The organism is Paenibacillus sp. CR_12 (genome assembly GCF_041953985.1).
Taxonomy (GTDB): Bacteria; Bacillota; Bacilli; order Paenibacillales; family Paenibacillaceae; genus Paenibacillus_AQ; species Paenibacillus_AQ lautus_A.
On the sequence record NZ_JAVFHO010000001.1, the window covers coordinates 1 to 24,631 of the forward strand.

General features: G+C 52.0%; 27 protein-coding genes. 26 read left to right on the plus strand and 1 reads right to left on the minus strand.

Annotated elements, in window-relative coordinates; all coding sequences use genetic code 11:
• The first annotated feature begins 147 nt into the window (after nt 1–147).
• The 24 genes from RB297_RS00005 (at nt 148) to RB297_RS00120 (ending at nt 21,977) form a co-directional block, all read left to right on the plus strand.
• Nucleotides 148–726, plus strand: a complete 579-nt coding sequence (locus RB297_RS00005) for a DoxX family membrane protein (RefSeq protein ID WP_096773277.1) — start codon at nt 148–150, stop codon at nt 724–726.
• A gap of 121 nt (nt 727–847) precedes the next feature.
• Nucleotides 848–1,810: a prenyltransferase gene (locus tag RB297_RS00010; protein ID WP_375119401.1), complete on the plus strand. Its 963-nt coding sequence runs from the start codon at nt 848–850 to the stop codon at nt 1,808–1,810.
• A gap of 112 nt (nt 1,811–1,922) precedes the next feature.
• Nucleotides 1,923–2,474, plus strand: a complete 552-nt coding sequence (locus RB297_RS00015) for a hypothetical protein (protein ID WP_375119402.1) — start codon at nt 1,923–1,925, stop codon at nt 2,472–2,474.
• A gap of 103 nt (nt 2,475–2,577) precedes the next feature.
• On the plus strand, nt 2,578–3,438 hold the full coding sequence (locus tag RB297_RS00020) for a heptaprenyl diphosphate synthase component 1 (protein WP_015734527.1): 861 nt from the start codon (nt 2,578–2,580) through the stop codon (nt 3,436–3,438).
• Between the two features lie 9 nt (nt 3,439–3,447).
• Entirely contained in the window at nt 3,448–4,206 is a 759-nt protein-coding gene (locus tag RB297_RS00025; RefSeq protein WP_096773280.1) for a demethylmenaquinone methyltransferase, read from the plus strand.
• On the plus strand, nt 4,199–5,071 hold the full coding sequence (locus RB297_RS00030; RefSeq protein WP_009595147.1) for a UbiA-like polyprenyltransferase: 873 nt from the start codon (nt 4,199–4,201) through the stop codon (nt 5,069–5,071). The genes RB297_RS00025 and RB297_RS00030 overlap by 8 nt, the downstream gene beginning before the upstream one ends.
• Nucleotides 5,071–5,673, plus strand: a complete 603-nt coding sequence (locus RB297_RS00035; RefSeq protein ID WP_015734528.1) for a UbiX family flavin prenyltransferase — start codon at nt 5,071–5,073, stop codon at nt 5,671–5,673. The genes RB297_RS00030 and RB297_RS00035 overlap by 1 nt, the downstream gene beginning before the upstream one ends.
• 159 nt (nt 5,674–5,832) lie before the next feature.
• Nucleotides 5,833–6,807, plus strand: a complete 975-nt coding sequence (locus RB297_RS00040; protein ID WP_009595187.1) for a polyprenyl synthetase family protein — start codon at nt 5,833–5,835, stop codon at nt 6,805–6,807.
• Nucleotides 6,808–6,926: 119 nt separating this feature from the next.
• Nucleotides 6,927–7,370 (plus strand): nucleoside-diphosphate kinase, encoded by a 444-nt coding sequence (ndk, locus tag RB297_RS00045; RefSeq protein WP_009595207.1) that lies wholly within the window; start codon nt 6,927–6,929, stop codon nt 7,368–7,370.
• A gap of 42 nt (nt 7,371–7,412) precedes the next feature.
• Entirely contained in the window at nt 7,413–8,216 is an 804-nt protein-coding gene (locus RB297_RS00050; RefSeq protein ID WP_015734531.1) for a CheR family methyltransferase, read from the plus strand.
• A gap of 168 nt (nt 8,217–8,384) precedes the next feature.
• Complete coding sequence (gene aroC, locus RB297_RS00055; RefSeq protein ID WP_015734532.1) at nt 8,385–9,554, plus strand: chorismate synthase; 1,170 nt, start codon at nt 8,385–8,387, stop codon at nt 9,552–9,554.
• A 1-nt stretch (nt 9,555) separates the two neighbouring features.
• Entirely contained in the window at nt 9,556–10,650 is a 1,095-nt protein-coding gene (aroB, locus tag RB297_RS00060) for a 3-dehydroquinate synthase (RefSeq protein WP_015734533.1), read from the plus strand.
• Between the two features lie 3 nt (nt 10,651–10,653).
• On the plus strand, nt 10,654–11,028 hold the full coding sequence (gene aroH, locus RB297_RS00065) for a chorismate mutase (RefSeq protein WP_009595253.1): 375 nt from the start codon (nt 10,654–10,656) through the stop codon (nt 11,026–11,028).
• Between the two features lie 357 nt (nt 11,029–11,385).
• Nucleotides 11,386–12,939, plus strand: coding sequence for an anthranilate synthase component I (trpE, locus tag RB297_RS00070; protein ID WP_375119403.1), 1,554 nt, complete (start codon nt 11,386–11,388; stop codon nt 12,937–12,939).
• Between the two features lie 19 nt (nt 12,940–12,958).
• Nucleotides 12,959–13,999, plus strand: a complete 1,041-nt coding sequence (gene trpD, locus RB297_RS00075; RefSeq protein ID WP_096773283.1) for an anthranilate phosphoribosyltransferase — start codon at nt 12,959–12,961, stop codon at nt 13,997–13,999.
• Nucleotides 13,989–14,798, plus strand: coding sequence for an indole-3-glycerol phosphate synthase TrpC (trpC, locus tag RB297_RS00080; RefSeq protein WP_036665632.1), 810 nt, complete (start codon nt 13,989–13,991; stop codon nt 14,796–14,798). Before trpD ends, trpC begins: the two co-directional genes overlap by 11 nt.
• 12 nt (nt 14,799–14,810) lie before the next feature.
• Nucleotides 14,811–15,485, plus strand: coding sequence for a phosphoribosylanthranilate isomerase (locus RB297_RS00085; protein WP_096773285.1), 675 nt, complete (start codon nt 14,811–14,813; stop codon nt 15,483–15,485).
• Nucleotides 15,482–16,678 (plus strand): tryptophan synthase subunit beta, encoded by a 1,197-nt coding sequence (gene trpB / locus RB297_RS00090; RefSeq protein ID WP_015734538.1) that lies wholly within the window; start codon nt 15,482–15,484, stop codon nt 16,676–16,678. The genes RB297_RS00085 and trpB overlap by 4 nt, the downstream gene beginning before the upstream one ends.
• Entirely contained in the window at nt 16,675–17,481 is an 807-nt protein-coding gene (trpA, locus tag RB297_RS00095) for a tryptophan synthase subunit alpha (RefSeq protein ID WP_096773286.1), read from the plus strand. The genes trpB and trpA overlap by 4 nt, the downstream gene beginning before the upstream one ends.
• Before the next feature lie 40 nt (nt 17,482–17,521).
• Nucleotides 17,522–18,619, plus strand: a complete 1,098-nt coding sequence (hisC, locus tag RB297_RS00100; protein WP_375119404.1) for a histidinol-phosphate transaminase — start codon at nt 17,522–17,524, stop codon at nt 18,617–18,619.
• A gap of 53 nt (nt 18,620–18,672) precedes the next feature.
• The gene (locus RB297_RS00105) at nt 18,673–19,761 is read left to right on the plus strand and encodes a prephenate dehydrogenase (protein ID WP_375119774.1); all 1,089 of its coding nucleotides are present in this window, start codon (nt 18,673–18,675) and stop codon (nt 19,759–19,761) included.
• Between the two features lie 407 nt (nt 19,762–20,168).
• A complete protein-coding gene (locus tag RB297_RS00110) occupies nt 20,169–20,762 on the plus strand; it encodes an RNA polymerase sigma factor (RefSeq protein WP_015734542.1) in 594 nt (197 codons plus the stop codon).
• The gene (locus tag RB297_RS00115; protein WP_096773289.1) at nt 20,759–21,361 is read left to right on the plus strand and encodes an anti-sigma factor family protein; all 603 of its coding nucleotides are present in this window, start codon (nt 20,759–20,761) and stop codon (nt 21,359–21,361) included. Before RB297_RS00110 ends, RB297_RS00115 begins: the two co-directional genes overlap by 4 nt.
• 28 nt (nt 21,362–21,389) lie before the next feature.
• Complete coding sequence (locus RB297_RS00120) at nt 21,390–21,977, plus strand: histidine phosphatase family protein (protein WP_096773290.1); 588 nt, start codon at nt 21,390–21,392, stop codon at nt 21,975–21,977.
• Between the two features lie 71 nt (nt 21,978–22,048).
• Here the strand turns inward: RB297_RS00120 and RB297_RS00125 are convergent, their stop codons facing one another.
• A complete protein-coding gene (locus tag RB297_RS00125) occupies nt 22,049–22,807 on the minus strand; it encodes a class I SAM-dependent methyltransferase (protein ID WP_096773291.1) in 759 nt (252 codons plus the stop codon).
• Between the two features lie 364 nt (nt 22,808–23,171).
• Between RB297_RS00125 and RB297_RS00130 the strand changes: the two genes are divergently transcribed.
• Both RB297_RS00130 and RB297_RS00135 read left to right on the plus strand, forming a co-directional pair.
• Nucleotides 23,172–24,326, plus strand: a complete 1,155-nt coding sequence (locus RB297_RS00130; protein WP_375119405.1) for a hypothetical protein — start codon at nt 23,172–23,174, stop codon at nt 24,324–24,326.
• A 107-nt stretch (nt 24,327–24,433) separates the two neighbouring features.
• A complete protein-coding gene (locus tag RB297_RS00135; RefSeq protein ID WP_009595190.1) occupies nt 24,434–24,613 on the plus strand; it encodes an IDEAL domain-containing protein in 180 nt (59 codons plus the stop codon).
• Nucleotides 24,614–24,631: the final 18 nt, after the last annotated feature.

Below are 24,631 nucleotides of genomic sequence, written 5' to 3' on the forward strand. Positions count from 1 at the left end.
CTTGCCGCTTTGTCGAACAATGGATATACTAACGGGAATGGAATGAATAAAAATGCGAAAGGATGATTGCATTTCGGTGGGGCTTTTTTGTATTTCGAGTTTATTCGCGCGGAATGTGTGTTAACAAATTGTTAAAGGCAAGAAATCATGGCGAAACAATACAGAGACGGACAGTATATTGTGGTCCCTGAAAATCCGGTATCCATGTTTTTGTTCAACAGTACGCGCTCGGCGTGGATATGGCTGCTGGTTAGGCTGTATCTCGGTTACGCATGGTTAACGTCGGGCTTGAAAAAACTGACGGCCGAAGCCTGGACGGGAAGCGAAGCCGGAGCGGCCATTAAGGGCTTTGTCGGCGGCGCGCTGGCAAAAGCGGAAGAAGGAAAGGACGTAACCGGATGGTATGCTTCTTTCCTAGAGGGTTTTGTGCTTCCCAATGCCAAGCTGTTTGCCTATATGGTGGCCTTCGGCGAGGTACTGGTAGGACTCGGGCTGATTTTGGGCCTGCTGACCGGTATTGCCGCGTTTTTCGGCGGATTAATGAATGCCAGCTTTTTATTCGCGGGCACGGTAAGCTCCAATCCGTTGTTGTTTATTTTGGCGACATGGCTGGTGCTGGCCTGGAAAGTCGCGGGCTGGTACGGCTTGGACCGCTGGGCCCTGCCGCTGCTGGGTACGCCTTGGAGCCGCAAGCGCAAGGATAAGGATATTCCGGAACAAGTTTGATCCTGCTCAAAAGTAACATTCGTCACTTTCATCACGCGTTTGTCAAGTACACTTCGAACAGACCGCGGCCATGAAATCCTTTAATCTGAAATCAGATCAATATGGATAAAGGATGATGGTCATGGGAATCCGTGCTTTTTTTAAACTGGTGGAAATTCAGACGAAGGTTGCCAGCATGATCCCGTTCCTGTTCGGAACCTTGTATGCGCTGTTTCGTTTTCAGCAGTTCAATGGGTATCATTTTGCCCTGATGTTCGCATCATTGCTGTCGTTTGATATGGCAACAACGGCGATCAATAATTATTACGATTACAAAAAAGCGATTAAAAAGAACGGCTTCGGTTACGAGCAGCATAATGCCATCGTACGTTATAACCTGAAAGAGCCGGCGGTTGTGTCCGTCATCGCTCTGCTGCTGCTGACGGCCGTCGGATCCGGAATAGCGCTGTTTCTGTCCACGGGCTGGTTAATTCTGCTGCTTGGCGGAATGTCCTTCGCGGTAGGGATATTATATTCGTTCGGACCGATTCCGATTTCGCGGATGCCGCTAGGCGAGCTGTTCTCCGGATTGTTCATGGGGTTTGTCATCATCTTCATCTCGGCTTGGATCCATGCTGAGGGCAGCCATCTGGCGGTTATGGATATTCAAGGGAGCGTCCTCTCCCTTCAGGTGAACCTTCCTGAAGTGCTGTTGCTGCTGGTCGTGTCATTGCCGGCCATTCTCGGGATTGCCAACATCATGCTTGCCAATAACATCTGCGACATGGATGAGGATTTGGAGAACAGACGGTATACGCTGCCGGTATATATCGGCTTCAAGCATTCGCTGAGACTGTTCCGGGTTCTATACTGCCTTGCTTATCTGGACTTGGCGGCTCTTCTTCTGATGAAGGTGCACCCTGTGCTGGTTCTGCTGGTGTTCGTCACCATTGTCCCGGTATATAAAAAAGGAGCCGCATTCACCGCACATCCATCCAAAGAGAAAACCTTCGTGATCGCGGTGCAAAATTTCGTGGTCATGAATTTGGCCAGGATCGCGGCGCTGGCTGTGGCCGTGACATTGACCTCGCTTTCGCTTTTCTAACCGAATCCCGTTCGTTTTACCAGAAGCAGGCATAGCCTGCTTTTTTTCTTTATACAATGAGGTATGGACTTCAGAGGAGCGGAAGAAACTAGGAACAGAGGAGGTTTCGGTCATGAAGCATTGGCAATCCGTACAAGCGGTATTCTTGCCTGCGGCGATTGCATTCATCCTGCTTGGCCTGTTGATGGGGCTCCAATCGCAAGCTCGTTATAAGGTCGGCGCTGTACCCGCGGCGGTGCCTTATCACAGCCGCGAATTAAGCGATGCCAGCTTAGTGGATTCCCTGATGAGTCTACCTCTGAATCTGCAGATAAGCCGGGCGGACTATGAAGAAGGCGCTTTGACGCTGGATATCAAATTGAGCGATGCCACGGAGACGGCCTCCGAGGTTTACGAGGACATCGCCAGCATTATGTCCTATTCGTTCGATGGCACGGATAATGTGAGGCAGCTGTATCTCAGGGTGGTTGCCATCGATCGCTGGGGAGGAAAACGGTATATGCTGCTGGCCTCGAATATGAACAGGGAAGCATGGGATTCACGCTATGCGGAAGTCCTAACCCAGCTGGAGAACGAGGATGTGCCGCCTTCCGTCGCTGCTGCCCTGAACCTGACCTTTACGAATCTTTGGCCAAAGCAGTTCAGCGGCCCTGGAAAGGGGTAAAATAGTAGATGACAGGGCATGTACGTGCCCTGAACATGTGTTATAATAGATTGGATTGTGGGCTCAATTGGACAAAAGAACATCAAGTGCACGGAGGCTGAGAATGAAACCGTATCGCGTACCAGAACTGGCAGAGAAATATATAAACTATGATATGATTCAGAACCACACGGAACTTCCGGGTTTTCCGGATGCCCGTGTTCATTTGTTATACATATTTTTAATGGATTCGGGACGGAATATTGCCGGACACGAAGAATTGTACGCGCTGGTTACCTCACTGGTTCAGGTGGGACTCGATACGCATGAAAGCATCGACGTTACGGAAGGCAATCAAGGAGAGGCAATGATGCGATCCCGGCAGCTGAAAGTGCTCGCAGGGGATTACTTCAGCAGCCGTTTTTATCAGCTCCTGGCCCTGAAGGGCGAAATTGCCGTCATCTCGCTTCTGAGCAAAGCGGTTAGCGAAGTGAACGTGATGAAGATGAGATTATACGGCAAAATGAAAAAAAACCTGCTGCCTTCTGAAGAATATCTACAGCTAACGGTACAGCTGAATATGCAGCTGTTTCTTTCTTTTACTCCGCTGCTTGAGGTGTCCGTGCAAGAAACATGGGAGAAGCTGCTCAAGGAAATTACGGAATGTGAAACGCTTGTGCAGGAGATGGAACGCTGTGCGACGCCTGACATCGGCAGATGCGGCTACGCGTACTGGCATCTGATCGAGTCGGGAAGCGACGAGGAACGGAAAATGCTGGTGGGCAGAAAAACGGATATGAAGGATTGGCGGAAGCTGATTCTGAAGCATAAGGCTTCGGAGAAGCTGCTGGACAAGCTCCGGGAATCCGTCAGCGCCGTACAGCAGCTGCTGGGAGGCCGCGTGGGCGAGAGCCCGTACGCCGGTGTGCTGGACCCGTTTCTGAAACGGCTCAGCACATATCGGTCCGTCGTAAGTGAAGGGTAGGGGGATGCAGTGGATAATCAAACAACCAAGTTAGACGCAATCAAGCATGACGGCAAAAATCCGAAAGAGCAGTACGTCCATTCCGTCTTCGAAAGCATATCGGGCAAATACGACCTGATGAACGACATTCTCAGCTTTCGAAGACATAAAGCCTGGCGCAAGTATACGATGAAAAAGATGAACATGCGCCATGGCGATACGGCCATCGACCTATGCTGCGGAACTTGCGACTGGACGATTAGCATGGCCCAGGCAAGTGAATCCGGACACATAGTCGGACTCGACTTCAGTGAGGGGATGCTGAACGTCGGCCGGGAGAAGGTTGCCAAGCATGGACTCGAACCACAGATCGAGCTGGTTCAGGGAAACGCCATGAGCCTGCCGTTCGAAGATAATCAATTCGATTACGCGACGATCGGTTTCGGTCTTCGCAATGTGCCGGATTACATGCAGGTTTTGCATGAGATGAAACGCGTGGTTAAGCCCGGTGGGATGGTGGTATGTCTCGAACTGTCCAAGCCGACTTGGCAGCCGTTCAAAGGCATTTATTATTTTTATTTCCAACAAGTGCTGCCTCGGATGGGGAAACTGGTAGCCAAGCGTTATGAGCAGTATAAATGGCTGCCCGAATCGCTGGCTTTGTTCCCGGGACGAGAGGAGTTAGCCGAAGCTTTCCGTCAGACCGGACTTCAACAGGTTCAGGCCTTTCCCTTGACTGGTGGCATAGCAGCCTTACATATTGGGATCAAGGAGAATCTGGATGTTTAAGAAAATAGGAACTTATCTTGAAATGATTAAAGTGGAGCATACGCTGTTTGCTCTGCCTTTCGCTTTTATGGGGGCGATTCTAGGATCGGCCGTCGTGTTTGACCGATTACCGTCCTGGGGAGATATCGGCTGGATCTTTCTTGCCATGTTCGGTGCGCGAAGCGCAGCTTTCGGACTCAACCGGCTCACCGACCAACATATCGATGCCAAGAACCCCCGCACGGCTAATCGCGCCATTCCGGCAGGCCTGCTGAAGCCGCTGGAGGTCATCATATTTATTATTCTGTCTTTCGCCGTGTTTTTCTGGGCTACTTACATGCTGGACCCGTTTGCTTTCCGTTTGCTGCCTATCGCTATTTTCATGCTTATCATTTATTCCTTTACCAAACGGTTCACCTGGCTATGCCATCTGGTGCTCGGGCTTACAACGGCGCTTGCACCGCTGGGCGGATGGGTTGCGGTAACCGGTCAAATCGACTGGAAGGCGATGGTGTTTTATATCGCGCTTGCGTTTTGGACGGGCGGATTTGATATCGTTTATGCATGCCAAGACGAGAAGTTTGATGCAAAAGAAAGGCTGTACTCGATTCCTTCCCGGTTCGGCCTGCACAAAGCGCTCTGGTTCGCTCGCGGGTTCCACGTCGTTACGGCTGTCGGTTTTATCGTTCTTTTCTTTGTAACGCCGGTGGGCTGGTGGTATTTGGCGGGCATGGTGATCGCTTGCGGAATTTTGTTCTATCAGCACTACATCTTGTCGCCAAATGATATGAGCCGCCTGCAAACCGCGTTCTTTACCATGAACAGTACGCTGAGCATCATTCTGTTCGTATTCACTCTCATTGATTTGGTGGTGCGTTATATCTGATGAAATCCATGCGCAGAAAGAGCTGGGTTGTCGGCATTACGGGGGCCAGCGGCAGCATATACGGGGTTCGTCTAACGGAGACCCTGCTCTCGCTGGGCTACGATGTGCAATTGATTATCTCTAATGCGGGCTGGCGCGTGCTGAAGGAGGAAATGGGCTTTCAGGCGGGCAACCGCGAGGAAGTGCTGGCCGAGAAATTCGGCGGTTTCGAGGGGAACGTGATATACCATCCGATCTCCGACATCGGAGCTACGATTGCCAGCGGCTCTTACCTGGTGGAAGGCATGATTATCATGCCATGCTCGATGGGCACGTTATCCTCAGTGGCGCACGGATCTTCCGATAACCTGATGGGCCGCGCCGCCGACGTCATGATGAAGGAGGGCCGTCCCCTGGTGCTTGTCCCGAGAGAAACGCCGCTACATGCCATTCACCTGGAGAACATGCTGACGCTGGCCAAGCTTGGGGTCAAAATCATTCCGGCGATGCCAGCCTTCTATCACGGACCGAAAACGATTGATGATATCGTCCATTTTCTGGTCGGCAAGGTATTGGACAGCTTACGCATCGAACATGAATTGTACACCAGATGGGGTGACTAGCAACAACAATGGTTCAGGCATTAACCTGTGCTGCGATTTGATGAACGACAACAGGAAGGGTTACGCTTAAATTTCAAGTTCGCATCAGAGCTTGGCCTGCTGAAATCGCAAGGTAGCGCCGGAGTTATGGAATGAGAATCTAAGCATACGGGTGAAGAGATGAAACGATTTGACATATTCGGAACATTAAAAAAAGATATGGACGTTATCGAGAGGGAGCTCTACCTCAGCGTCGAAGGCGACAGTCCCGAGCTGACAGAGACTTCCCTGCATCTGCTTAGAGCAGGCGGCAAGCGCCTCCGTCCCGTTTTTGTCCTGATGGGCGGCAAATTCGGCGACTATGACATTGATAAGCTGAAGCATGTGGCCGTGCCGCTGGAGCTGATCCACAGCGCTTCCCTCGTTCATGACGACGTGATTGACGATGCGGACACGCGGCGCGGCAAACCCACGGTGAAGGCCAAGTGGGACAACCGGATCGCCATGTATACCGGCGATTATATTTATGGCAAGGCGCTCCAGTTGACGACTCACCTGAAACAGCCTGAAATTCATCAGATTCTGGCCAAGGCCATGGTTGAGATGTCCATTGGCGAAATGGAGCAGATACGTGATTTCTTTAATACCGAACAGGACGTCAGAAGATATCTTCTCCGCATTCGCCGCAAGACGTCGCTCCTGATTGCCGTCAGCTGCCAGCTCGGCGCGTTGGCTGCGGATGCGGACCGCAAGGTGGCCAACAGCCTGTATCGATTCGGATATAATGTCGGCATGGCATTTCAGATTCAGGACGATCTCCTGGATCTGTGCGGGACGGAGAAGCAGATTGGCAAGCCCCCGGGGAGCGATATGAGACAGGGAAACATTACGCTGCCCGTCATTTTCGCTCTCGAGGACAGCCAGCGGAGAGAGCCGCTGCTGCAGGAGCTGGAACGGATTCATGCACTAAATGGCCAGTGCGATGTATCGGGCGCCGTAAAGCTTGTAACCTCAAGCGAAGGCATATCGAGATCCGAGGCGCTGGCTGATCGGTATATAGGTAAAGCATTGGCTGCATTGGATACGCTGCCTGACATCAAGACCAAAAAACAGCTTAGAGATATCGCAAATTTTATTACAAAGCGGTCATATTAGCCTTACCCATGAGGTTGCTTTCTGTTAAAATACGGGTACAAACATGTAACATCACCTGAGCATGGAATGAAGGTTCAATTGTTCAATTACCTAGGATGAGGGGAAGCGTGATGAGGCCTATGGAACGTACTTTTTTAATGATTAAACCCGATGGTGTGCAGCGTGGGCTGATCGGCCGAATCGTCGGCCGTTTGGAGGATAAAGGATTCAAGCTGGTTGCGGGCAAGTTTATGCAGATTTCGGACGAGCTGGCCAAGCGCCATTATGCGGAACATGAAGGCAAGGATTTTTTCGATAACCTGGTAGGGTTCATCACGTCCGGACCGGTGTTTGCGATGGTTTGGGAAGGTGACGACATCATCGCTTTGTCTCGCCAGGTCATCGGCAAAACGAATGTGAAGGATGCGCTGCCAGGTACGATACGCGGTGATTTTTCGGCCCATACGCCGCATAATCTGATTCACGGATCGGATTCGCCTGAAAGCGCGCAGCGCGAGATCGCCAATTTTTTTGATGATCGGGAATTGGTTGAGTACAACAAGACGCTGTCCCCTTGGCTGTAAGCGAAGCGGGAAGCGGAATAATCTGATTAACAGGATGATACGATGACGGAACATGAACCAGTACTGGAGGATCCCGATTATATCGGCTTTGTTCGCAGCATCGAGCGAAGCACGGGGATCAACCTGGCCGATTACAAGGAAGCGCAGATGAAGCGAAGGCTGACGACGCTGCGCATGAAGAAGGGGTTTGAAACCTTTTCGGCCTTTTACGATGCGATGATGAAGGACAAGCCGCTCTTTCATGAGTTTTTGGACCGGATGACAATTAACGTCTCGGAGTTTTGGCGCAACCCGAACCGGTGGGAAGTGCTCCGGGACAAAATATTGCCGGAGCTGGCCAAGCAGAATCCCGGGGTGTTGAAGGTTTGGAGCGCTGCCTGCTCGACCGGCGAAGAGCCCTATACGCTTGCCATGATCCTGGCGGAACAAAACATGCTGGGCCGGGCGCGCATCATGGCGACCGATATCGACGACGGTGCGTTACATAAAGCGAAGGAAGGCCTGTATGTCGAGAGGTCACTCAAGGACGTCCCTTCCGGAGTAGCCGCCCGCTATTTTAAGGAAGAGGGCTCGCTGTATCGATTCAGCGAGAACTTGAAGAAGGAGGTCTCCTTCCACAAGCAGAATCTGCTCACGGACCGGTTCGAAGCCGGGCATGATCTGATTGTCTGCCGGAACGTGATGATTTATTTCACGGAAGGGGCCAAGCACAAGCTGTATCAGAAATTTGCCGCGAGCCTGAAGCCGGGCGGATTTCTGTTTGTGGGCAGCACCGAACAGATCTTTAATCCGGGGCAGTATGGCCTGGAAAGCAACGAGACCTTTTTCTACCGTAAAATTCAATAGAGACGGCAGTCTTAACGCATAAAGCGCTTTTCAATCCGCAGGATGAGAGGCGCTTTTGCTCGTTTGTCGACATTCTTGTCAAAGCGTTAGACCTATACTATAATGAGCAGAAGATGTTCACGGAGTTTAGCGGTTTAACGCTTAAAAGCCTAAAGGGGGAAAAGCATCATGAGCTTACGGTTTTTAACCGCTGGGGAGACGCACGGACCTCAGCTGACAACTATAATCGAAGGGCTTCCAAGCAACTTGGAGCTTGATTTCGACGCACTGAACTTTCAGCTCCATCGTAGACAGAAGGGGTACGGCCGGGGACGCCGCATGCAGATCGAGAAGGATACCGCGCAAATCCTTGGCGGTGTGCGCCACGGCTATACAACCGGTGCGCCGCTCGCGCTGGTCGTCCAGAATAACGATTGGAAGCATTGGCAGAACATTATGAACGTGGAGCCGATTGAGGGCAACGACGAGGCGAAGAGACGGGTTCATCGTCCAAGACCGGGTCATGCCGACCTGAACGGCGGATTGAAGTACAACCTGAAGGATCTGCGTAACGTGCTGGAACGCTCCAGCGCCCGTGAAACCACGGTCCGCGTTGCCGTTGGCGCTATCGCCAGACAATTCCTGGCTCAGTTTGGCGTCAAAGTGGCTGGCCAGGTCATCCGGATCGGCGAAATCGAGGCTCCCCCGCACAATCTTTCGATCGATGAGCTGATCGAGCGTACGGAAGCTTCTTCGGTTCGTGTGGTGGACGAAGAGACCGAGAAGAAGATGGAAGCCTACATAGACGAGATCAAAAAAGAAGGCGACTCCATCGGCGGCATCGTGGAATGCATCATCGAAGGATTGCCGGTCGGATTGGGCAGCCATGTCCAATATGACCGCAAGCTGGATGGACGCATCGCGCAGGGCGTGATGTCGATTAACGCTTTTAAGGGCGTTGAGGTAGGCATCGGATTCGAAGCAGGCGAGCTGCGCGGCTCCCAGGTGCATGACGAGATTATGTACAGCGAGGAGCGCGGATACCACCGTGCGACCAACCGCCTGGGCGGATTCGAGGGTGGGATGACAAACGGCATGCCGATTGTCGTGCGCGGCGTCATGAAGCCGATTCCGACGCTGTACAAGCCGCTTCAAAGCGTGGATATCGACACGAAGGAAGCCTTCACGGCTCAGGTTGAACGCTCGGATGCCTGTGCGGTTCCGGCAGCCAGCGTCGTGATGGAGCACGTTGTGACCTGGGAGGTAGCTAAGGCGTTCCTTGAGAAGTTCGGCGGCGATTCGATGGAGGAAATCCATGCGAATTACCAAAACTACCTGAAACAGCTGGAGAACTACTGATATGAGGACATTACATGTGGAACTGGGAGAGCGTTCCTATCCGATTTATATCGGTGCGGGGATATTGAATACCCTCGGCGAGCTGAGCGCGAAGCATGGCATAACACGCAAGAGCCCGCATCTGATCGTAACGGATGATCAAGTTGCGCCTCACTATTTGGCGCAAGTGGAGGAGCAGCTGAAATCGGAAGGGTACACGGTCATATCCCATATCGTCCCTTCCGGCGAGTCCTCCAAGTCGCTACAGGTCTATGAAGAGGTTATGACCACGGCCATCAACGGCAAGCTGGACCGCAGCTCGGCTGTCTTCGCGCTGGGCGGAGGCGTTGTGGGCGATTTGGCCGGATTCGTCGCGGCGACATACATGCGCGGCGTGACGTTTGTTCAGATCCCGACCACGATCCTTGCCCATGACAGCAGCGTAGGCGGCAAAGTGGCGGTGAACCATCCTCTGGCCAAAAATATGATCGGCGCTTTTCATCAGCCCGTCATGGTGGTTTATGACGTGAATACGCTGATGTCGCTCCCGGCGCGCGAGGTGTCTTCAGGCCTTGCGGAAATGGTGAAGCATGGCTTGATCCTGGACCGGGATTTTGCCTATTGGTGCCGGGAGAACGGCTCCAAGCTGCTGAGCCTGGAACCGGAAGCTTTGATCTACGGCCTGGAGCGCGGCTGCGCGATCAAGGCGGACGTGGTATCCCAGGATGAGCGGGAAGGCGGCCTGCGCGCCATTCTTAATCTGGGGCATACCATTGGCCATGCCATCGAAGCCGTTGGCGGTTACGGCCGATTCTTGCACGGCGAGGCGATTGCAATCGGCATGGCGGGATCGGCCCGACTTGCTGAGAAGCTTGGCAGACCTGCGGATCTGCACGAAGAGACGGTGAGCATGCTGAAGGCGGTGAATCTGCCGGTAATCTTGCCGGATGACGTCTCGGTCGATCGCATCATGGATGCCATGCAGCATGATAAGAAGTTCGCCGAGGGGCAAATGGTATTTATCGTTCCGGAATCCATCGGTTCCGTCAGCATCGTTAAGGATGTACCGGTAGAAGCTGTTCGATCCGTGGTCGAACAGTTGAAGGGAGAGGGATAGTTCATGATGAATCGGGGAATCCGGGGGGCGACAACCGTCACCCGCAACGATGAGCAGGAGATCGTACAGGAGACGCTGCGTCTGCTGGAAGAGATGGTGAGACGCAACGAGCTACAGCCTGAATATATCAGCAACATATGGATTACGATGACGCAGGATTTGGATGCAACGTTCCCGGCCAAGGCGATACGCCAGCTGGAGGGCTGGGATCTCGTCCCTTTGATGTGTTCGGTTGAAATCCCCGTTCAGGGCAGTTTGCCGCGCTGCATCCGGTTTATGGTGCAGGTCAATACGGACAAAAGCCAGAGCGAGATCAAGCATGTGTATTTGAACGAAGCCAAGCGGCTGCGTCCGGATTTATCGGGCTCCAACGCTTGATATTGAAAATTAGGGTTGCGGTAACACGGCATTATCCTGTATAGTGATATCAGAATAGCTGAGTAGAGTTAGGTTTTACAGATGAGTTGAGTTGAGAAGAGCTGAGGCATTTTAGGGAGTAACATCATCGGGTTTTAGGATACACTTGATTTCATGATGAATCTTACGGCATGTTCGTACGGCCGGTTACAGGTCTATTTCTTGTATCCGTTCCATGGAACGTCAGCGCTGTAGGTTGTCGATGAACGGGTTGAATGTCCTTTGACCGCGCTCTTTTTTCATAGACTTATTCTGAACGTTAACCTCTACTTCGGTAGAGGTTTTTTTGTTGTATACATTCATTAAGGAGGGATTGACATGGCGAATCCATCAATGGAGCAAGTGGTGGCAATGGCAGGTGAATACAACCTGATTCCGGTAGCGATCAGACTGTTAGCCGATATGGAAACCCCGATTCGCATTTTTCAGCGGTATGCGGAGCGGAAACGGGCATTTTTACTAGAGAGCGTTGAGGGCGGCGTACAGTGGGCACGGTATTCGTTCATCGGAACAGACCCCTTCTTAATGATAACGGGTAAAAAAGGAAAGATAGAGATTGAAAAGAACGGGGAGCGTTCCTTGCTGGAAGGCAAGCCCGTCGAAGAGCTTAAAGCGCTGCTGCGTACGTACCGCAGCCCGCAGCTGAAGGAGATGCCTCCTTTTACCGGAGGGGCCATCGGATTTTTCGGATATGATCTGCTTCAATATTACGAGAAGCTGCCTGCACACGCGATGGATGATCTCGGGATGGATGATATCCGGTTCATGTTTTGCGATCAAGTCATTGTCTTCGACCACGTGAAGCAGCAGATCATGCTGGTCGGCAACGTGCACGTGAAACCTGGAGATTCGGACGACACCATCCGTCAGAGCTATATGGATGTATGCCGTACCTTGGAAGCGGCGGCCGAACAGCTGCAGGATCAGGGGCCGCGGGAGAACGTGAACTCCAGAGGCATTCCGGCCGATGTCGACATGGGCGATATTAAATCCAACATGACCAAAGAGAAGTATCTCTCCAATGTGGAGCAAGCGAAGGAATATATTCGTGCAGGCGACATTTTTCAAGTTGTGTTGTCCCAGCGCTTCCATATCGAGACCGAAGTATCGCCGCTTCACGTCTACCGGGTGCTGAGAACGCTGAATCCTTCGCCGTACATGTATTATCTCAAAATGGACGACGACATTATCGTGGGAACGTCTCCTGAAGCCTTGGTGAAGGTGGATGGACGAAGGCTGGAAACAAGACCGATCGCGGGCACAAGGCCGAGGGGCAGCAACGAAGCCGAAGATCAGGCGCTGGCGGATGATCTGCTGCAGGACGAGAAGGAACGCGCGGAGCATTTGATGCTGGTGGATCTCGGCCGCAACGATCTGGGCCGCGTATCGGAGTTCGGCACGGTGAAATGCGATACGTTCATGGAGATTGAAAAATACTCCCACGTGATGCATATGGTATCCAGCGTATCCGGCCAGCTGAGCGAGAATAAGGATTTCTTTGATGCTTTTCTGTCCTGTTTGCCGGCAGGAACGGTATCAGGAGCTCCGAAACTGCGGGCAATGGAGATCATTGCCGAATTGGAGCGGGAAGCGAGAGGCGCATATGCCGGGGCTATCGGTTATCTGGGCTTTGGAGGCAATATGGATTCCTGCATTACGATCCGCACGATCATTTTTCGCCAGGGCAAAGCTTATGTTCAGGCAGGGGCCGGAATCGTATGGGACTCGGTTCCCGAGAAGGAGTATGAGGAAACCATGAATAAAGCCAAAGGGATGCTGAAGGCGATCCGCGTCGCGGAAGCGATGTTTCCGTCCAGCACGGGGGCCAACGACTTAATCAATCAGGATTATCTGTATCAATATACACCTTAACATGAAGGAGGAGATCGTAATGAACGTGATGGAGACGATGCAATCCAGCCTTTCAAAGCTGATCGGCGGTCAGGATCTGAGCCGGGACGAGGCCCGCGGGGTGATGCAGACGATAATGGAAGGCCATGCGACCCATTCTCAAATCGGCGCGCTGCTGACGGCCTTAAGAATGAAGGGAGAAACCGTAGAAGAGATAACCGGTTTTGCCGAAGCGATGAGAGGCGCGGGCGGACGTGTCGTTACCGAGCGGAACCAGCTGCTCGATACATGCGGCACCGGAGGATCCGGCATTCACAAGTTTAACATTTCTACCGTATCCGCCATTATCTCCTCCTCGGTTTCGGTCAGAGTGGCCAAACACGGCAACCGTTCGGCATCGGGCCGGGCGGGCAGCGCCGATGTGCTGGAAGCGCTTGGCGTCAATATCCACTTGACCGCAGAACAAGCCACAGCCTGCCTGAACGATATCGGAATCTGCTTCCTGTTCGCCCAAATTTATCATCCGTCGATGAAACATGCGGCTGCTCCTCGCAAAGAGCTCGGGGTCCGGACCGTATTTAACATGCTGGGGCCACTGACGAACCCGGCGGGCGCGGACCGGCAGATGCTCGGGATATACGATATGAACAAAACGGAAACCATTGCGCAGGTCCTCAAAGAGCTCGGTTTGAAGCGGGCCATGGTAGTGACCAGCCACGATGGGCTGGATGAAATCAGCGTCTCGGCGCCTACCCGGGTATCGGAGCTCCGGGGCGGAGAAGTCCGCACTTATGATATCCACCCCCATGATTTGGGGCTGTCGGTTCATCCGATGAACGATATCCTGGGCGGCGATGCACAAGAGAATGCGGCCATCATCGGCTCGGTACTGCGCGGAGAACGCAGTGCTTATCGGGACATCGTGCTTGCCAATGCCGGTGCCTGCATCTATGTATCGGGACTTGCGGATAGTTTGGCCGAAGGCGTGCAGCGTGCAGCGGGAGCGATTGATTCCGGGCTGGCGCAGTCCAAGTTGGAGCAGCTGATCTCAAGAACGGGGGAAATGAGTTATGTATCTTGATCGAATCGTAGAAACGAAACGCAATGAGGTTGCACAGCTGCGAGAAACGTTCAGCATCTCGGAAGCAGAGAGGCAAATAGCGGATTTGCCTCCGACTCTCGGGTTTGAGAAGGCGTTGTCCATGGGACGCAAACGCAGCATGGGGTTAATCGCCGAGGTCAAAAAGGCTTCGCCCTCCAAAGGGTTGATTCGTCCCGACTTTGACCCGGTTATGATCGCCAAGGCTTACGAAGCAGCCGATGCCGATTGTCTGTCCGTGCTGACGGATAAGGATTACTTTCAGGGAAGCGGAGAATATCTGCAAGCGGTAAGGGCGGCCGTCAACATCCCGCTGCTGCGCAAAGATTTCATTATCGACGAGACTCAGATTTACGAAGCGCGCCTGCTGGGTGCGGACGCCGTTCTCTTGATTGCGAGCATCCTTGCGCCGCAGCGTATCGCGGAGTTCATTGACGTTGCAGGCTCGATCGGATTGGATTGCCTGATTGAGGTTCACGACGGGCAAGAGCTGGAATCGGTACTCGGACTGGGAACGGCCCGTCTGATCGGGATTAACAACCGTAATCTGCGGACCTTTGAAACCTCATTGCAGACAACGGCAGATATCGCGGCGCAGGTTCCGCAGGAAGTGACGCTGATCAGCGAAAGCGGAATATCGAGCCCGGCCGACATTTCCTACTTGCATTATGTGGGAGCACACGGGGTTCTGGTCGGGGAACATTTCATGCGCCAGCAGGACGTGTTCCGCGCTGTGAACGATCTGATGGGACCGCTGCCGATAGCTGCAGACATGGAATAAAGGGGACATTCGATGATGAGTACGGCTCTAAAAATATGTGGACTTCAAAGCGTTGAAGTGCTAAAATCTATGATAAACTTACCTGTGGATTATATCGGATTCGTATTTGCCAAGAGCCGGCGGCGGGTAACGCCGCAGCAGGCTGCGCAGCTGGTGCAAGTATTGCGGGAATGGGAGCATGACAAGATTCCCGCTGCTGTTGGCGTCTTGGTTAACCCTGATTTGAGCGAGCTCGCAGAGCTTCTTCAAGAAACGGCGCTTGACGTCGTGCAGCTGCATGGTCAGGAATCGCCGCAATTTTGCCGGGAAGTGAAGGAGCGCTTCCCGGTTTCCGTTTTTAAGGCGGTATCGATCGGAAGTGACCGTCCGGAAGCGGAACGTCTGTCGGCACTGGATTCGTATGCGGGCTGCATCGACGGACTGCTGATCGACACCTATGATCCGGTGTACGGCGGAGGGTCGGGCAAGACCTTTGCCTGGGATCTGATCCCGGCGTACCAGCAATGGGCTGAACGGCAAGGGATTCCCTTGTTTGTAGCCGGCGGGCTCGATCCGGATAATGTTGCTCATTTGATCGGCCAGTACGCTCCGTACGGGGTGGATGTATCCAGCGGCGTAGAGAGCGAGCCTGGCGTGAAGGATATAAACAAAGTGACTGCATTTGTAGAAAGGGTGAAGGGGAAATGACACAGCTTCCTGACCGTAATGGACGTTTCGGGGTGTTTGGAGGCCGGTTCGTGCCGGAAACACTGATGAACGCTTTAATAGAGCTTGAGCAAGAATATAATCGTTTTTCGGAGGATCCTGCTTTTAAAGAGGAGATCGCCTATTTGCTGAAACAGTATTCCGGAAGGGAAACGCCGCTTTATTACGCGGAGCGGCTCAGCCAACATCTCGGCAAGGCTAAAATTTACCTGAAGCGCGAGGATTTGAACCATACCGGCGCGCACAAAATCAACAACGCCATTGCACAAGGCGTGTTAGCCAAGCGCATGGGCAAAGGCAAGGTCATTGCCGAAACGGGCGCCGGACAGCATGGCGTAGCGACCGCGACGGTAGCCGCTCTGCTGGGTCTTGAATGCAAGGTATTTATGGGCGAAGAAGATACCAAACGGCAGCAGTTGAACGTATTCCGCATGAAAATGCTCGGTGCCGAAGTGATTCCGGTCACGTCGGGAAGCCGAACGCTGAAAGATGCCGGCAACGAGGCGCTTCGCTACTGGGTCAGCAACGTCGAGGATACCTTTTATGTGCTGGGCTCCGCTGTAGGGCCGCATCCTTATCCGATGATGGTGCGGAACTTCCAGCGCATTATCGGTGACGAGACCCGGAGGCAGATACTGGAGACGGAAGGAAGGCTTCCAAACGTCATTCTTGCGCCGATCGGGGGCGGTAGCAATGCGATCGGCATGTTCTATCCGTTCCTTGAAGACAAGGAAGTCGGTTTGATCGGCGTCGAAGCGGCAGGCAAGGGAGTGGATACCGATTTTCATGCGGCTACGATGTCCAAGGGGACACAAGGCGTATTCCAAGGCTCGATGAGTTATTTGCTGCAGGACGAGTACGGACAAGTACAGGAGGCGCATTCCATTTCAGCCGGCCTTGATTATCCCGGGGTTGGTCCGGAGCATTCCTATTTAAAAGACATTGAACGCGTGCAGTACGTACCGATAACCGACCAAGAGGCGCTCGATGCCCTGCAGCTGCTATGCCGCACGGAAGGCATTATTCCTGCCCTGGAATCCGCGCACGCCGTAGCGCAAGCCGTAAAGATGGCATCTACGTGGACCGAGAACGATATCGTCGTGATTAATTTATCCGGTCGCGGCGACAAGGACGTGGAGTCCATCATGGCTTACACGGGAGGGAAAACCGAATGAACCGAATCGATCAGACCTTTGCGTCGTTGAAGCAACAAAACAAGACTGCCATGATCCCTTATCTCACCGTCGGGGATCCGGATGTGAAGTCGACGCTGGATATCATCCATGAGCTTGAAATCGCGGGAGCCGACATTATTGAACTCGGCGTTCCTTACTCGGATCCCCTTGCTGACGGACCGGTCATCCAGCGAGCTTCCGAGCGCGCGCTGAAGGGCAAGGTGACCATTCGCACTTGCATGGAAACCGCGCGCCTGGCAAGAGAGCGGGGCAGCAAGCTGCCGTTCATCCTGTTCACGTATTACAATCCGGTACTGCAAACCGGACTGGACGTTTTCTTCGAGGAAGTGGTAAGGCACGACATCAGCGGCTTGATCATTCCCGATCTTCCGGTGGAGGAATCCGAGGAGGTTCGGAAACGCGCCCACGCGGCGGGCGTTCATCTGATTCCGCTGGTGGCTCCTACCTCCCATGAGCGGATCGCGAGCATCGCTTCGGAAGCGACCGGCTTTGTGTACTGCGTATCCTCCCTTGGCGTGACGGGCGAGCGCACCGATTTTTACGCGGGGGTGGAGTCTTTTCTTGAGACGGTAAGGCAGTACAGCAGCGTGCCGATCGCGATCGGCTTTGGCATTTCATCCAGTGAGCAGGTGGCCAGATTCTCAAAAATCTGCGACGGCGTCGTTGTCGGCAGCGCGATTGTGCGTCAGATTGAATCGACCATTCCTCTGCTGGAGAAGGAAGAGACAAGACAGCAGGGACTTTTGCAAATCAGGGAGTTTGTGGCACAATTAAAAGGATAGTGTTGTCCATAGCAGTTATGAAAGGTGAGGCGAATATCGTATGAAACCGAAAGCGCAAATTGTTAATCTTCCCGTATATCAGCCCGGGAAACCGATCGAAGAAGTCAAAAAGGAATTAGGGCTTGATGTTGTCATTAAACTGGCCTCCAACGAGAATCCGTACGGCTGCTCGCCGCGCGCAACCGAAGCGATTACCGCCGAACTGGGAACGCTCAGCCTGTATCCGGACGGAAGTGCGGCCGATTTAACGGCTGAGCTTGCTGGCCAGCTGGGAATTGAACGCAATCAGATTATTTTCGGCTGCGGATCCGATGAAATCATTGCCCTCATTATCCGGGCATTCCTGCAACCGGGGGATGAAACCATCATGGCGGATCAGACCTTCTCGGTGTATAAAACGAACGCGGATATCGAAGGTGCGACATGCATCGAGGTGCCGCTGGTGGACGGTAAGCACGATTTGCCGGGCATGGCCAAAGCCGTTTCGGACAAAACCAAAATCGTGTGGGTGTGCAATCCGAATAATCCGACCGGAACCATCGTTTCCGAAAGCGAGCTGGTTTCCTTCCTGGATGAAGTCCCGGCCCATGTAATGGTTGTGCTTGATGAAGCTTATTATGAATATGTAACGGACGCTTCGTACCCGGACAGCATCAAGTTAATGGAGCGTTATCCGAATCTGGTCATCCTGCGTACCTTCTCCAAAATATACGGCTTGGCCGCCCTCCGGATCGGCTACGGCATCGGGCAGCAGGAAGTCATTTCCTTGATCAATCGGGTACGTGAGCCGTTTAATACGGGACGCCTGGCTCAAGTAGCGGCGAAGGCAGCCCTGAAAGATCAGGAGTTCGTAGCGAAATGCCGTCAATTGAATGCCGACGGGATCCATTACGTACAAGGTGAATTTGATCGTCTTGGACTATCTTATTTTCCTGCGAACGGTAACTTCATTATGGTGGACGTGAAGAAGCCAGGCACCGAAGTGTTTAAGTCGCTGCTTAGCAAAGGCATTATCGTACGGCCTGGATTTGAACTGTATCCGAACTATATTCGCGTAACCGTAGGCTCCGAAGAACAGAATAAGGCTTTTATCGGCGCTTTGGAACAAGTGCTGAGCGAAGTGAATGCGCCAGCCTGATCGAATGACATAACAATAATCGCAGCTTGAAACGAGTGAGAGAGAACATGACAATGCAAATTTCCATATTCGGCGTCGGCTTGATCGGCGGTTCGTTAGCTTTAAACTTCAAAGGAAAACCTGGCATAACCGTTACCGGTTATGCCCACACCCAAGAATATGCCGACCAGGTCATTGCTAAAGGCGTCGTTGATAAGGTTACGCTTTCGGTAGAAGAAGCTGCCCTAGACGCGGACGTCATTTTTTTATGCGTTCCCGTAGGCAGTCTTGAGATGTACATGAAACGTTTGAGCGAAATGCGGCTGAAGCCGGGATGCATTATTACGGATGTTGGCAGCACCAAAGCAAGCATTGCCGAATGCGCGTCCCAGCTTGCCCTTAAGGATGCGTATTTCATCGGCGGTCATCCGATGGCGGGCTCGGAGCGGTCCGGTGTTGGAGCTGCCTCCACCGTATTGTTCGAGAATGCCTATTACGTGCTTACTCCGCCGGATGATGTCCCTCAGGAGAAGCTGAACGTGCTTGTAGAGCTTTTGTCTCACACGCGTGCCCATATTGTGAAGGTAGAGCCGAGACTTCACGATGAGATCGTTGGAGCGATCAGCCATCTGCCCCATGTGATCGCAGTGGCGTTAGTCAATCAGATCAGCTCCTATAATGACGATAATCCGTTGTACCGCACCTTGGCCGCAGGGGGCTTTCGGGATATAACCCGCATCGCTTCCAGCGACCCGGTCGTATGGCGGGACATTCTATTAAACAATCGCAGGGTCATGCTGACGCTGCTGCAAGACTGGAATGAAGGGATCCGGCGATTCATGGATATGCTGGAGTCGAAGGACGGTGCTGCGATCGAAGAGGCTTTCCGCATGGCAGGGGAATTCCGCAGCGTACTGCCAGAACGGCGCAAGGGCATGATCGTTTCCCAATTTGATCTGTATTTGGACGTGCCTGACCATCCGGGCATCATCGGCCGCATTGCGACGGAGCTCGGGACGAACAGCATCAACCTCAGCAACATGCAGATTATCGAGAGTCGGGAAGATGTGCCGGGCGTGATGAGGCTTTCCTTCCGCAATGAAATCGAACAGGAGCGGGCTAAAGAGCTGTTGTTATCGCAAGGACACTCGGTGTATCAGTAATTTTCCGGTTGTTTTTAAACAACCGGAAATAAATGCGTTTTCAGTGTTGACAAAATGAAAACGTATACATATAATAAAAGTACAGTATGGTTTCTCTCCACTCCTATCCAAAATATTGCACTTTGTGCAACCGCCTTCAATGATGAAGGCGGATTTTTTTTGCCGATTTTCCTATCCGTGGAAAACCTTCTGCCACAAACCTGAACTTTTCTCCAATATGTGCTATAATGCTAGAGTGCTAGTGTAGAAGATTTGGGGAAATTGCCAAATACATAGAATAGTCAGACAACATGAGGCGTAACTATATATGGTTTGACGGTACTTTTGCACAAATCCTTGATTTTCCTCATGAAGGTGGAAATGACAAGGAATGGGCACCGGTGGGTGAAGGAGGAACGAAAAATCATATGACGGATTCCCAACTAATCCAAGAAATTAAGCAAGGCAATACCGAACTTTATTCCGAATTGATGAGGCGTTATCAGAGAAAAATATTGGCATTTGTCTATCATATGTTAAAAAGCTCGCACATGGAGCTTATGGCTGAAGATTTATGCTCGGAAACGTTCTACAAGGCTTTCCGGAGCCTGCATTCCTTCCGGGAAGTGGATGCATCCTTCTCGACTTGGCTCTACACCATTGCGCGCAACACCGTGCTGAGCGAACTTCGCAAGCATCGCAGCGGCACATTGCCCTTGGAGGAGAGCGGGGTCGTGCCAGTGGCGCCGCTGGAGGTCGCCCCGGAGCAGGCGATCCTGCGCAGTGAACGAGTACATATGGTAAGGGAAGCGATTAACAATTTACCGGAGAAACAGAGATCTGCGCTGATTCTTCGGGAGTATGATCAACTGGATTACCAGGAAATCGCAGATATTTTAGGTCAAAGCGTCAGTTCGGTTAAGTCACTGTTGTTCCGGGCCCGCGGCAGCGTCAAAATTCAGCTCGAACCCTATTTTTATGAGCCGGTTTTTGAGGATCTGAGAGGGATGAAGAACAGATGACTTGCAATGAAGCCCAAGAGCTGATGGAAACGGTCTGGGATTTACCGGACAACGATCTGCGGCGACAACGGCTGATTGCACATGTTCAAACCTGCAGTTCATGTGCAGCGGAGTACGAAATGTGGGTGGAAAGCCAGAACATGGTTCATGCCCTGGAGCATGAGATTCCCGACATGGACGCTGAACAGATCAACCGCAACGTGATGGACCGCATTTATCGCGATTTTCCCTGGCTGGTGGAGGAAACGTCCAAGAGCCGGGCGGTAAGCCGGGTGTTCCGGAAGCGGCTGACGCTGATGATTGCCGGTTTTCTGGCCTTGTTCGTTTGCAGCTTTGTTTATTTTGCAGCGACGGGCAATCAACCGGATCCGGTTCCGGAAGCCGTAAAGACAGGGATTATCCCTACAGGCGTAGCGGATACGGCCCAAGGCTTGAATACCAAGGACGATTACAACATCCCAAAAACCAACAGCGGCATTATTGATCCTTTTGTGGTTGATATGAGTCCCACTCAGCCAGAATACTGGATGATACTTTCCCTTTTGGGAATCGGATGCGCTTTGTTTTTCCTAAAAAGACTAAATCGGGTCAGAAGATAAAATATGGATAGGATGGAGGAGAGGCGGCATGCAGATCGGCTTGGTTCGCCATGGATTAACGGATTGGAACGCTCTAGGCAAAATCCAAGGCCAAACGGACATACCACTGAATGAGGAAGGCCGTCGTCAAGCGCGTTTGCTTGGGGAAAGGCTTCTGCAGGAGCATTACCGATGGGACTTCGCGATCAGCAGCGGGCTCTCCCGCGCTGAAGAAACCGCGAAAATTATTTCGTCCATGCTGAACATTCCCTTGGCGCCGCCGGATAACCGCTTGCGTGAGCGCAAGTACGGTCAGGTGGAAGGCTTGACAGCGGAAGAGCGTGAAACCCGGTTCGGTGCCGATTGGCACATGTTGGATCTGGGCCAGGAAACGGATCTGGAGCTTCAGTCCAGAGGGCTTGTCTTTCTCGATGATATGTGGCATAAACATCCGGAAGCCAATATTCTTGTTGTCAGTCATGGCGGTTTTTTAGCGCAGTTATACAAGCTGGTGTGCCGTGGTGCCCTGAGCGAACGGATCGGCAATCTGTCGCTCACCGTCCTGGAGAGAAAAGAGGATGACTGGTCTCCCTTGCTGTTTAACTGTACCAAGCATCTGTTGACGAACCAATCGTAAATATGAGCGTGTATTAGTAGAAGGAGCCTTCCGACGGGAAGGCTCCTTCTTTATGTTGGATAGGTTGACGTTTACACTTCGGCGATTAAAATAAACCGGTGCTGCTGGACCTCGAAGTAACCATTGGTCCGGATCATCCGGTGAATATGATGTAAAGGCTCGATATAGCGCTCCACCTTAAAATCAGGAATCTGCCAGGGAATCGCTATCAAATAATAAACCAGTGCGCCGATGTCGTAAAATCGCTGCGGTAAAAAGTCCTCGCGGCTGAAGGTAATCTTGAACCCGTGATCCTGCAGCTCTTGGGCCGCTATGGCCAGGTTCCAATGAGCGAACTCTTCATTCAGCGGAACGCCAAGCGATTCGTTAATCCCATAACAATCGGTTCCGCCGGATTGCTGGGTTACAAACACCCCGCGACCGTTCAATATTCTTCTTACTTCCGCTGCCGAATAGGATTCATGCTGATTGATGATCAGGTCAAAATAACGATCCTTTAAAGGAAGCGAGGAATCTTCTTCAAAGTAGACAACGTTTACGCCCAGCGGCTCGAGTCTTTGCTTTGCAATCTGAACGTTCGGTTTGTACCCTTCGGTGGCATAAACGGTTTTGGGGAGCGGCTGCAGGGAGGATAAGAATTCTCCTCCTCCCGTACCCATGTCCAGCATCGTAGCTGCATTTCGCATCAAAGGAAGCACCACGCTGCCCAAAGACCAGGGGAGAGCGTGGGACTGCATGCGGCCGGAAGCGGTAATACGCGAAAAATCCCATCCCGAAAAATGGTGATCCATGTTTTGAATGAACTTTAAAAATTCAGCATCTTTTATCATCTCTGCATAACCTCCAAGTCATTTATCATGAATAAGTTTCTTCATATAAAACGCTCTTAAGGGAGGTCCGCGGATTCGATTCGCACCAAGTTATATTTCGTGTTCCGGCGTTCTTATCATGATGATCCTCCTGTATGGATGGAATCAGCCCGTCTTAAAAAAGCTGGGCTTCATTTTGTATTCGTTATAAAAACATCAAGTGCGGTTTCCTGTAACCGTTTGTATGTATTCTATCATTTAATAAGAGAGCATAGTCATTTCTATATAGAAATAATCAAAAAATATTTCATCAAACCGACGAGAATCAGGTATCAAAAGTCCGAAACCTTCCCATAATGGTTGTAAAACGGCGAGGCGATGGAAGATGAATCTAGCGGATATGCTCACATATGCCGATATTGGACAGCTTAGCAATATAGCGAATCACTATGATTGTGACGCTAAGCGGAATTCGAAGCACGAATTGATCCAGAGCATCCTGTCCAAGCTCGGGCGAAGAGAGTTTTTCGAGGAGCAGGTCAGCAGCTTGTCACCGAGCGATTTGCGTTTTCTGAACAATCTGGTCTTTGACACTCGAACAGGCTACAGCCTGGAAGAACTGACGGCCGCCATCCGTCATACGGCGGATTTGGAGGAGAAAGAAGATAAAGCCTCTTCAAACAAGAAGGCAGCTGGCGCCAAAACGGAAAGTCCGCGGGAGGCGGTCGCGCGTTATCGCCGGAGCGGCTGGCTGTTTAACGGTTTTACCCATTCCACCAAGTATTTGTTTCAAGTGCCCTCGGATTTGAAGGAGCGGTTCCGCGATGTGCTGCGGGAGCGGCTTCATCAAAATCTGCAGCGATTGCTGCATGATCCGGAAGCATACCGGGATGAGCAGGGACTAGCCGCGGAAGATCTCAAGCTGATTCTTAAATATGTAGGCGGGCACGATATCGAGCTGAACCAGGAAGGATTCATGTACAGGCGAAATCAGCAGCAGCTCATGAGTACGCTGCATATTTCGGAGCCGTTGATTACCAAAGGAGCGTGGCGGTTCGGGTATGGCCGTTCCTGCATTGAATATCCCGACCGATTTGCGCTGCTGTACGATTATGCCTACGCCAAAAAATGGATCAGGGAAAACCACGCCCGGTTGATCCTGAGTGAAACGGGAGCCTCGTTTCTTGAGGAAGGAAATCAAGTTAGCGTGATACAGATATTCCGCTTTTGGTTAAGACTGTATAAAGGCGCAATTCCCAATATATCTTCTCTTGTTTACTGGATAAGTCAGTGCGCAAGAGATTGGGTCACGGCAGCCTCGCTTTACGAATCGCTGGGCTGGCTAATCCGTCCTTTCTATTATGATAGTCCGCAAAACATCTTGGAGCAGCGGATTATCCGCATGCTGATGCATTTGGGGATGCTCAGAATAGGGGAGAGCCAGAGCATGGGAACATCATACAAAATGACCGCGCTTGGATTGAAGGCAGCGGAAGCCGGCATACATATCAGCGATTCGAATGATGATCTGATCCTCTAGCATGGTTGTTTGGACAAGTTCGCAGCAGCCGTAAATATGTTGGAAGTTAAGCAATTAAAGGGAAAGAATATAAGCTATACGCAAATTTAGTTTGGAGGTGCATCCTAATGGATAAGATGAAGGTTACTTACGAGGTTATGTTAGGTCTGGCGGCCGAAATGGTGTGGGACGAGGCATTGCGCAAGCATCGGAGCGAAGAGCTGTACAAGGAAATCGACGAAGCGCTGGCTTCCGGCGACGAAGTGGCTTTCCGAACCCTGACGGATGAACTGAGGACTTTGAATTGAAGAAATGCTTTATCGCAT

Excerpts from the sequence above, each read along its gene's own strand:
- RB297_RS00135 (WP_009595190.1), top strand. The coding sequence starts at position 24,434 with ATGGATAAGATGAAGGTTACTTACGAGGTTATGTTAGGTCTGGCGGCC.
- RB297_RS00040 (WP_009595187.1), top strand. The coding sequence starts at position 5,833 with ATGAAACGATTTGACATATTCGGAACATTAAAAAAAGATATGGACGTT.
- RB297_RS00125 (WP_096773291.1), bottom strand. The coding sequence starts at position 22,807 with ATGATAAAAGATGCTGAATTTTTAAAGTTCATTCAAAACATGGATCAC.
- aroC (WP_015734532.1), top strand. The coding sequence starts at position 8,385 with ATGAGCTTACGGTTTTTAACCGCTGGGGAGACGCACGGACCTCAGCTG.
- RB297_RS00130 (WP_375119405.1), top strand. The coding sequence starts at position 23,172 with ATGAATCTAGCGGATATGCTCACATATGCCGATATTGGACAGCTTAGC.
- RB297_RS00050 (WP_015734531.1), top strand. The coding sequence starts at position 7,413 with ATGACGGAACATGAACCAGTACTGGAGGATCCCGATTATATCGGCTTT.
- trpC (WP_036665632.1), top strand. The coding sequence starts at position 13,989 with ATGTATCTTGATCGAATCGTAGAAACGAAACGCAATGAGGTTGCACAG.
- aroH (WP_009595253.1), top strand. The coding sequence starts at position 10,654 with ATGATGAATCGGGGAATCCGGGGGGCGACAACCGTCACCCGCAACGAT.
- RB297_RS00005 (WP_096773277.1), top strand. The coding sequence starts at position 148 with ATGGCGAAACAATACAGAGACGGACAGTATATTGTGGTCCCTGAAAAT.
- RB297_RS00020 (WP_015734527.1), top strand. The coding sequence starts at position 2,578 with ATGAAACCGTATCGCGTACCAGAACTGGCAGAGAAATATATAAACTAT.
- RB297_RS00015 (WP_375119402.1), top strand. The coding sequence starts at position 1,923 with ATGAAGCATTGGCAATCCGTACAAGCGGTATTCTTGCCTGCGGCGATT.
- RB297_RS00035 (WP_015734528.1), top strand. The coding sequence starts at position 5,071 with ATGAAATCCATGCGCAGAAAGAGCTGGGTTGTCGGCATTACGGGGGCC.
- ndk (WP_009595207.1), top strand. The coding sequence starts at position 6,927 with ATGGAACGTACTTTTTTAATGATTAAACCCGATGGTGTGCAGCGTGGG.
- RB297_RS00115 (WP_096773289.1), top strand. The coding sequence starts at position 20,759 with ATGACTTGCAATGAAGCCCAAGAGCTGATGGAAACGGTCTGGGATTTA.
- RB297_RS00120 (WP_096773290.1), top strand. The coding sequence starts at position 21,390 with ATGCAGATCGGCTTGGTTCGCCATGGATTAACGGATTGGAACGCTCTA.
- RB297_RS00110 (WP_015734542.1), top strand. The coding sequence starts at position 20,169 with ATGACGGATTCCCAACTAATCCAAGAAATTAAGCAAGGCAATACCGAA.
- trpE (WP_375119403.1), top strand. The coding sequence starts at position 11,386 with ATGGCGAATCCATCAATGGAGCAAGTGGTGGCAATGGCAGGTGAATAC.
- RB297_RS00105 (WP_375119774.1), top strand. The coding sequence starts at position 18,673 with ATGCAAATTTCCATATTCGGCGTCGGCTTGATCGGCGGTTCGTTAGCT.
- trpB (WP_015734538.1), top strand. The coding sequence starts at position 15,482 with ATGACACAGCTTCCTGACCGTAATGGACGTTTCGGGGTGTTTGGAGGC.
- trpD (WP_096773283.1), top strand. The coding sequence starts at position 12,959 with ATGAACGTGATGGAGACGATGCAATCCAGCCTTTCAAAGCTGATCGGC.
- RB297_RS00010 (WP_375119401.1), top strand. The coding sequence starts at position 848 with ATGGGAATCCGTGCTTTTTTTAAACTGGTGGAAATTCAGACGAAGGTT.
- RB297_RS00085 (WP_096773285.1), top strand. The coding sequence starts at position 14,811 with ATGATGAGTACGGCTCTAAAAATATGTGGACTTCAAAGCGTTGAAGTG.
- aroB (WP_015734533.1), top strand. The coding sequence starts at position 9,556 with ATGAGGACATTACATGTGGAACTGGGAGAGCGTTCCTATCCGATTTAT.
- trpA (WP_096773286.1), top strand. The coding sequence starts at position 16,675 with ATGAACCGAATCGATCAGACCTTTGCGTCGTTGAAGCAACAAAACAAG.
- hisC (WP_375119404.1), top strand. The coding sequence starts at position 17,522 with ATGAAACCGAAAGCGCAAATTGTTAATCTTCCCGTATATCAGCCCGGG.
- RB297_RS00030 (WP_009595147.1), top strand. The coding sequence starts at position 4,199 with ATGTTTAAGAAAATAGGAACTTATCTTGAAATGATTAAAGTGGAGCAT.